This is a genomic window from Streptomyces sp. NPDC006512 (assembly GCF_040611935.1).
In the GTDB taxonomy this organism is placed as follows: domain Bacteria; phylum Actinomycetota; class Actinomycetes; order Streptomycetales; family Streptomycetaceae; genus Streptomyces.
The window spans coordinates 1-8,812 of sequence record NZ_JBEXPG010000119.1; the positions used below are offsets into that span (position 1 = coordinate 1).

3 protein-coding genes are annotated in these 8,812 nt (G+C 72.8%); all 3 read right to left on the reverse strand.

Going from position 1 to position 8,812, the window contains the following annotated elements; all coding sequences use genetic code 11:
- Positions 1–1,007, reverse strand: a 1,007-nt coding sequence (locus tag ABZZ17_RS39440; RefSeq protein ID WP_356884121.1) for a beta-ketoacyl synthase N-terminal-like domain-containing protein, incomplete at its 3' end; no start/stop codon positions are given.
- A gap of 48 nt (positions 1,008–1,055) precedes the next feature.
- On the reverse strand, positions 1,056–4,475 hold the full coding sequence (locus tag ABZZ17_RS39445; protein WP_356884123.1) for a beta-ketoacyl synthase N-terminal-like domain-containing protein: 3,420 nt from the start codon (positions 4,473–4,475) through the stop codon (positions 1,056–1,058).
- A gap of 20 nt (positions 4,476–4,495) precedes the next feature.
- Positions 4,496–8,812: type I polyketide synthase (locus tag ABZZ17_RS39450; RefSeq protein WP_356884125.1), on the reverse strand; the 4,317-nt coding region annotated here is incomplete at its 5' end.

Sequence of the window (8,812 nt, forward strand, 5' to 3'; positions counted from 1 at the left end):
GCCTCCACCACATCCACCGACTCAGCCGGCACACCCGCGTTCACCAACGCCTGACGGATCACCCGCTCCTGCGCCGGACCACTCGGCGCCGTCAGCCCATTGCTCGCACCGTCCTGATTGACCGCACTCCCCCGCACCACGGCGAGCACCTGGTGCCCGTTGCGCCGCGCGTCCGAGAGCCGCTCCAGCACCAGCACACCAGCACCCTCGGACCAGCCCGTACCGTCCGCCCCCGCACCGAACGCCTTGCACCGCCCGTCCGCCGACAGACCACCCTGACGGCTGAACTCGACGAACATCGCCTCGGCGGCCATGACCGTCGCGGCGCCGGCGAGGGCGAGGGAGCTCTCGCCGCGCCGCAGGGACTCCGCGGCGAGGTGCATCGCCACCAGCGACGACGAGCAGGCCGTGTCCAGCGTCATCGCGGGACCCGTGAGGCCGAGCGCGTAGGCGACGCGGCCGGAGGCGACGCTCACGCAGTTGCCCGACAGCATGAACCCGTCGACGACGGCGCCGGTCTGCTGGAGGCGGGCGAGGTACTCCTGGTAGCTGGTGCTCAGGAAGGCCCCGGTGTCGGTGCCCTTGAGGCTGACCGGATCGATGCCCGCCCGCTCGATCGCCTCCCACGAGGTTTCGAGCAGCAGCCGCTGCTGCGGGTCCATCGCGAGGGCCTCGCGCGGGGAGATCCCGAAGAAGCCCGGGTCGAACTCGGCCGCGTCGTAGAGGAAACCGCCTTCGACCGCGTCCGACTCCCCTTCGAGGGTCTCGATGTCCCACCCGCGGTCCTGCGGGAACGCTCCGATCGCGTCCTCGCCGGCGGCCAGGAGCTCCCACAGCCGCTCCGGGGTGTCGGCGCCGCCCGGGAAGCGGCATGCCATCCCCACGATCGCGATGGGTTCCGCGCGCAGTGAAGCCTCCGCCTCCGCTTCGGACAGCCGCTCCCGCGTCGCTTCGAGTTCGGCGGAAACCCGCTTCAAGTAGTACCGGAGCTTTTCTTCGTCAGCCATGTCGGCCCCTTCACACGTGACTCGTCGGACTGTGATTCGGTGACCGCTCTACGAAATTCCGAATTTCTTGCCGATCAGGTCGAACATTTCCTCGTCCGTGGCCGCCTGCAATTCCTCGCTCACGGCGCCCTCCGATTTCTCCTCGGCGGCCCGGGCGTCGGCCCATGTGGTGAGGAGGCGCTGCAGCCGGACACCGATCTCGTCGTTCTGCTCGGGGTCGGCCTGCGGCTGGGCCAGTACGGCCTCCAGCTCGTCGAGGTGGGTCAGCACCTCGGAGCGGGTCGCGGGGGCCGGCTCGGGACGGGCCGCCGCCACCTCCGAGGCCAGGTGGTCGACGAGGTCCTGGGGCGTGGGGTGGTCGAAGACCAGGGTGACGGGGAGGGCGAGGCCGAGCGCGGCGCCGAGCCGGTTGCGCAGTTCGACGGCCGTGAGCGAGTCGAAGCCGAGGTCCTGGAACGGGCGCCACATCTCGGTCTCCTCGGCCGAGCCGTGACCGAGCACCGCGGCGGCCTGCTCGCACACCAGGGCCTCCAGGAACGCGTCGTGCTCGTCCGCGGGCAGCTCCGCCAGGCGCCGGAGCGCATGCCCCTGGGTGCCCTCCTCGGCCGGTCCGGCGCTCGCGGCGTCCTGACCGGCCACCGCAGCCGGGGCCGCCGGGGTACCGGCGGGGACCGTGCCGGCCGGCTGGGCGGGCCCGGCCGTCATCTGCGCGTCGGGCCAGAACCGCCTGCGCTGGAAGGCGTACGTCGGCAGGTCCGCGCGGCGGGCGCCGGACAGGTTCGGCATCCGGCTCAGGTCGAGCGGCAGGCCTCGTACGTAGGCTTCGGCGACCGAGGTGAGGAATCGTTCCTCCCCGCCTTCGTCGCGGCGCAGCGTGCCCACCACGGCGGCCGTCGCGCCCGCCCGTTCGAAGGTCTCCTGAAGTCCCACGGTCAGTACGGGATGCGGGCTGACCTCGATGAAGAACCGGTGTTCGTCCTCCAGCAGCCTGCGCACGGCGCCGTCGAGGAGCACCGGCTCGCGCAGGTTCCGGTACCAGTACCCGCAGTCCAGTGAGGTCGTGTCGGCGACCTCGCCGAGGACCGTCGAGTAGAAGGGCACGCTCGACCGGCGCGGCGCGACCGAGGACAGCTCCTCGACGAACTCCGTCCGCAGCGCGTCGACTTGCGCGGAGTGGCCCGCGGCGCTCGCCCCGGGTACCTTCCGCGCCCGTACCCGGTCCGCCATGCACAGCGCCACCAGTTCGTCCACGGCCTCCGGTTCCCCGGACACCACGACGGACGTGGGACCGTTCACCGCGGCGATCGAAAGCCGCTCGCCGTACGGTGCGATGCGGCGCGCCACCTCCTCGGCGGACAGCAGGAACGACGCCATGGCGCCCTTCCCCGTCAGCCGGTTCAGCAGGGCGCTGCGCAGGGTGATGATCCGGGCCGCGTCCTTCAGGGACAGGGCGCCGACGACGTACGCGGCGGCGATCTCCCCCTGCGAATGGCCGACGACGGCGTCGGGCTCGACTCCGTGCGCCCGCCACACCTCGGCGAGGGCCACCATCACGGAGAACAGCACCGGCTGCACCACGTCGAGGCGGTCCAGGGACGCCGCCCCCGGCTTCTGGAGCAGGACGTCCGTCAACGACCAGCCCACGTGGGCGGAGAACGCCTCGTCGCACTCCTCGATGCGGGCGCGGAACACCGCCGAGGACTCCAGCAGCCGTCCGGCCATGTCCGGCCAGTGGGAGCCCTGCCCCGGGAAGACGAACACGGTCTTGCCCGAGGCGGTGCTCGTCCCCTGGACGACGCGGCCGTCCTCGCGGCCGGCCTCCAGCGCGTCGAGTGCGGCCTCCAGGCCGGTGCGGTCCGCGCCGACGACCACGGCGCGGTGCTCGAACGCCGTACGGCCCGCGAGGGACAGGGCCAGGTCGGCGGCCGACAGGGCCGGGTCGTTCCGCACATGGGCGGCGAGTCGCCCCGCCTGGGCGCGCAGGGCCTGCTCGCTGCGCCCGGACACGGGCCACAGGAAGGGGCCGGCCGGCGCCGCCGTATCCGCCTGCGGCGCGGGCGCGTCACTGTCGGGCGCCTGGGCCGGGGCCTGTTCGAGGATGACGTGCGAGTTGGTCCCGCTGATCCCGAACGACGAGACGCCCGCGCGGCGCGGCCGCCCGTTCTCGGGCCAGGCGACGGGCTCGGTGGCCAGGCGTACGGCGCCGGAACCCCATTCCACGTGCGGGGTGGGGCTGTCCACGTGCAGGGTCCTGGGGACCAGGCCGTGACGCATCGCCAGGACCATTTTGATGACTCCGGCGAGGCCGGCGGCTGCCTGGGTGTGCCCGATGTTGGACTTCACCGATCCCAGCCACAGGGGGCGTTCGGGCGAGCGGCCCTTCCCGTACGTGGCCAGCAGTGCCTCCGCCTCGATCGGGTCGCCGAGCTCGGTCCCGGTGCCGTGTGCCTCCAGTACGTCGACCTGGTCGGCCGGGACCTGGGCGTTCGCCAGCGCCTGGAGGATGACCCGCTGCTGGGCGCGGCCGTTGGGCGCGGTCAGGCTGCTGCTGGCGCCGTCCTGGTTGACGGCGGAGCCGCGGATGAGGCCCTGGACGGGGTGGCCGTTGCGCCGGGCGTCCGACAGCCGCTCCAGCAGGAGCATGCCGACGCCCTCCGAGAATCCGGTGCCGTCCGCCGAGCCGGCGAACGACTTGCAGCGTCCGTCCTTGGCCAGTACCCGCTGGCCGCTGTACTCGATGAAGCCCATCGGCGTGGACATCACCGTCACACCGCCCGCCAGGGCCAGCGAGCACTCCGACCGGCGCAGGGACTGCGCTGCCAGGTGCAGCGCGACCAGCGAGGAGGAGCAGGCCGTGTCGATGGTCACCGCGGGGCCTTCGAAGCCGAAGGTGTAGGCGAGGCGGCCGGAGAGCACGGCGGCGGCGTTGCCCGTCCCGACGTGTCCTTCGAAGGCGCCCGGGGAGCTCATGAGCAGCGAGGCGTAGTCCTGGATGTTGGTGCCGGAGAAGACGCCGACGTCCGTACCGCGCAGGGCGGTCGGGTCGATGCCGGCCCGTTCGAAGGCTTCCCAGCCGGTCTCCAGCAGCAGCCGCTGCTGCGGGTCCATGGCGGTGGCCTCGCGCGGGCTGACGCCGAAGAACGCGGGGTCGAAGTCTGCCGCGCGGTCGACGAAGCCGCCCTCCCGCACGTACAGGGTGCCCTTGCGGCGCTGTTCGGGGTCGTACAGCCCGTCCAGGTCCCAGCCGCGGTCGTCGGGGAACGCGCCGATCGCGTCGCCGTCGTCGAGCACGAACTGCCACAGGTCCTCCGGGGAGACGACCTTGCCGGGGAGGCGGCAGGACATGCCGATGATGGCGATCGGTTCGTTCAGCGATTGCACGAGCTGCTGGTGCTGTTGCTTCAGCCGCTCGGATTCCTTGATCGACGCGCGCAGCGCCTGCACAACTCGATCGTCGGTGGTGTCCATCAGCTAACTCCCGAGGGGTTTCAGGCGTCGGTGTTGATCGCCATGTGAACGAGGCTTTCCAGATCCATGGCGTCGATGGACTCTGGTGTCACAGCGTGTGGATCGGCGGCTCCGGACGTGTCCTGCTCGGCCTGTCCGGCCGCTTGCGCGGACGCGGCGCCTTCGCCGAGGGCGCTGTCGAATCCGGTGAGCCGCAGCAGGGCGTCCAGGACTCCGGCCTCCTTGAGGCGGGAGAGCGGAAGGGAGGCGAGGGCGGCCTGGAACTCCGGCGCGCCACCCGCTCCGCCCGGGGCGGCCGGGTCGGCCGCGATGTCGAGCCGGGACTGCAAGTGCCGTGCCACGGCGCGGGGGTTGGGGTGGTCGAACAGTGTCACCGCGGAGAACCGCAGGCCGGTCGCCTGGCTGAGGCGGTTGCGGAGTTCGACGACGGCGACCGAGCTGAATCCGGACTCGAGGAAGCCCCGGTCCGGGGAGACGGCCTCCGGGTCGGCGTGGCCCAGTACGGTGGCGACGTGGCCGCGCACGAGCCTGAGCAGGATGCGCACCTGTTCGGAATCCGACAGTCCGGCCAGGCTTCCGGCGAGCTTTTCGGCCGCGTTGACCGGGGCTTCCTCCTGCCGGGCGGCGGCGTCCAGCCGGGGGCGCGCGGGCCGTACGAGCCGGCGCAGCACGGGCAGCGGCGGAGTACCGGCGGCGGCGAGCACGGCCAGGTCCAGACGGGCCGGCACGCACAGGGCCCGGTCGTGCGCCACGACCGCGTCGAACAGGGCGAGGCCCTCTTCGGCGGACATCGCGACGGCGCCCTCGCGCCTGATCCGGGCCAGGTCGGCCCCGGTCACCTGGCCGCCCATGCCCCGGTCCTCCTCCCACAGGCCCCACGCCGCGGAGACCGCGGACAGACCCTGCGCGCGGCGCTCGTGGGCGAGGGCGTCCAGGAAGGCGTTCGCGGCGGAGTAGCTCGCCCGGCCGGGCGCTCCGAACACCCCGGCGACGGAGGAGAACAGGACGAACGCCGAGAGGCCGAGGCCGGCGGTCAGCTCGTGCAGGTGCAGGGCCGCATCCACCTTGGGACGGAACACACCGGCCAGCCGCTGCGCGTCCAGCGACTCGATCACGCCGTCGTCGACGACGCCCGCGCAGTGGACGACGCCGGTGAGCGGACGGTCGTCGGGGATCGAGGCCAGCAGGTGGGCGAGGGACTCGCGATCACCCACGTCGCACGCCTCCACCCGTACCCGGGCACCCGACTCCGAGAGCTGGGCGACGAGTTCGGCCACGCCATCGGCCGCGGCACCCCGCCGGGACACCAGGAGCAGGTCCCGTACTCCGTGCGCCGCCGACGCCAGGTGCAGGGCCACCAGCGCACCCAGACCACCCGTACCGCCCGTGACCAGGACCGTGCCCCGGGTGGCGAAGGACGCCGTGGGGGTGTCGTCCGTGGAGACGGCGGTACGCACCAGGCGGGGCGTGAACGCCCTGCCGCCCCGGACCGCGACCTGTGATTCGGCGGTGCCCAACGCGAGCCGCAGCGCGGCCTCTTCGGCCGCCCCGGTGAGCCCGGGCTCGACATCTGCCAGCACCAGCCGGTCCGGATGCTCCAGCTGCGCCGACCGCACCAGACCCCATACCGGGGCCGCCGACAGATCCGCGACACCCGCATCGGAGCCCGCGCCCACGCCCACGGCGCCCCGCGTCAGCACCACCAGGCGGGAGTCGACGAACCGCTCGTCCGCCAGGAACCCGGTCACGGTGTGCAGCGCCCGCGCCGTCGCCGACGTGGCGTCGTCCGACGCGGCGCCGCTGTGGGCCCACACCACGATCCGGGGTACGCCCCCGGAACCGTCCACCGCGTCCCATTCGCCCCAGGCGGGCGCGGGCTCCGCCGAGGCCGGGACCACGGCCGGAGTCCAGTCCAGGGTGAACAGCGCGTCCCTCAACACGCCCTTGGGGGAGTTCAGTTCGTCCCGCCCGACGGGGCGTGTCACCAGCCGGCCGACGGACACCACGGGTGCGCCCGACGCGTCGACCACGCGCACCGACACCTCACCGGCCGACGGCACCACGCTCACCCGCACGTCGGTCCCGCCGACGCCGAACAGCTCGACGCCCGACCAGGCCGACGGCATCGGGGCTCCGGCCGCGGTGGCCTCCACGTCCAGGGAGGCCACGCGTGACACGGCGTCCAGCAGCGCCGGGTGGATGCCGTACGCGGCCGCCCCGTCGCTCACCGGCTCCGGCAGGGCGACCTCGGCGAACGTCTCCTCTCCGCGCCGCCAGGCGGCCCGAATCCCGTGGAAGGCGGGGCCGAGGCCGGTCCCGGCCTGCGCCATCCGCTCGTACAGGTCGTCCAGCGGCAGCGGTGAGGCGCCGGCGGGCGGCCACGAGTCCGGCCGTACGGCGCCGGCGGCGTCCTCGGGGTTCGTCCCGGCGCCGCTGCGCGTCAGCGCGCCGGACGCGTGCAGGGTCCACTCGGCGTCGTCCGTCGCCGCGTCGGGCCGCGCGAACACCTCCACCGTGCTGCGGCCCGCCGCGTCGGCTTCCGACACGAGCACCTGGATCGACACGGCGGCGGCAGTGGTGCCGGCTTCGGCCGGCAGCACCAGCGGCTGGTGGTAGGTCAGCTCTTCGAGGTGGGGGCTGCGCACGTGGTCGCCGGCCTGGAGGGCCAGTTCGACGAGTACGGAGCCGGGCAGGACGACCTGGCCGAACATCGTGTGGTCGGCCAGCCAGGGCTGTTCGGTCAGGGACAGCCGGCCGGTCCACACCACACCCCGGCCCTGGGGCAGGGACACCACCGCACCCAGCAGCGGATGCCCGGCGGCCACCAGGCCCAGGCCCGCCGCGTCGCCGGGACGCGACGGGGCGTCGAGCCAGAAGCGCTCGCGCTGGAAGGCGTACGTCGGCAGGTCAAGGGCGGTCGGCCCGGTGCCGAGCAGCGTGGACCAGTCGACCTCGACTCCGTGGGTGTGGGCCTGGGCGACGGCACTCAGCAGTGCTCGCGGCTCGGGAGCGTCACCGCCTCGCAGTGCGGACACGAACAGCGGGGCGGTTTCGCCCTCGTCGTCCGCCGTGAGGCAGTCGGGTCCGAGGGCCGAGAGGACGCCGTCCGGGCCCAGTTCCAGGAACACCGTGACGCCCTCGGCCTCCAGGGACCGCACCCCGTCCATGAACCGGACCGGCTGACGCACATGCCGCACCCAGTACTCCGCCGAGCACACCTCACCCGGCCCGGCCACCGTCCCCGTCACATTGGAGACCAGCGCAACCCGCGGCGCACGGAACTCCAACCCCTCCGCCACCGCACGGAACTCCTCCAACATCCCGTCCATATGCGGCGAATGAAACGCATGACTGACCGTCAGACGCTTGACCCGACGACCCCGCGCCTTCCACCCACCCACGAACTCCCCGACCGCGTCCACATCACCCGACACCACGACCGACGAACCACTGTTGACCGCCGCGACCTCCAACCGGCCGCCAAAACCATCCCCGGCGAGCACCGCCCGGACCTCCGCCTCGGTCCCCTCCACCGCGGCCATCCCACCATCCGCACGAAGCGCCTGCATCAGCCGGCCACGCGCCGCCACCAACCGCACCGCATCACCCAGCGACAACACACCCGCCACATGCGCCGCCACGATCTCCCCCACCGAATGACCGATCAGGAAATCAACCCGCACACCCCACGACGACAACAGCCGGAACAACGCCACCTCAACAGCGAAAATCCCCGCCTGAGCGAACACCGTCCGGTCCAGCAACCCCTCGACCGAACCGCCCTCACCGAACACCACGTCCCGCAACGAACCACCGAGCTCCACGTCAAAGAGCCCGAACACCTCATCCAACGCCTCAGCGAACACAGGGAACGCCGCATACAACTCACGGCCCATCCCCACCCGCTGACTGCCCTGACCCGTGAACATCAACGCCGTACGAGCCGGACCATCAGCCACCCCACGCACCAGACCCGGAACACCGTCACCCTGAGCCAGGGCGTCGAGGCCGGTGAGGAAGGTGGCGGTGTCGTCGGCGAGGACCACGGCCCGGTGCTCGAACGCCGACCGGGTACCCGCCAGCGCACGACCCACCGCCCGCACGTCCAACGACTCCCGGCCCGACGCGTACGCGCGCAACCGGCGCGCCTGCCCGGCCAACGCCTCCTCCGTACGACCCGACACCAGCCACGGCACCAGACCACTCTGCGGCGAAGGGTCCTCCGCCGGAACGTCCTCGGGAGCCTGCTCCAGGATGACGTGCGCGTTCGTACCACTGATCCCGAACGACGACACACCCGCCCGCCGCGGACGATCGGCCTCGGGCCACGCCCGCGC

Coding starts and splice junctions, on each gene's coding strand:
- ABZZ17_RS39445 (WP_356884123.1), bottom strand. CDS start 4,475: ATGGACACCACCGACGATCGAGTTGTGCAGGCGCTGCGCGCGTCGATC.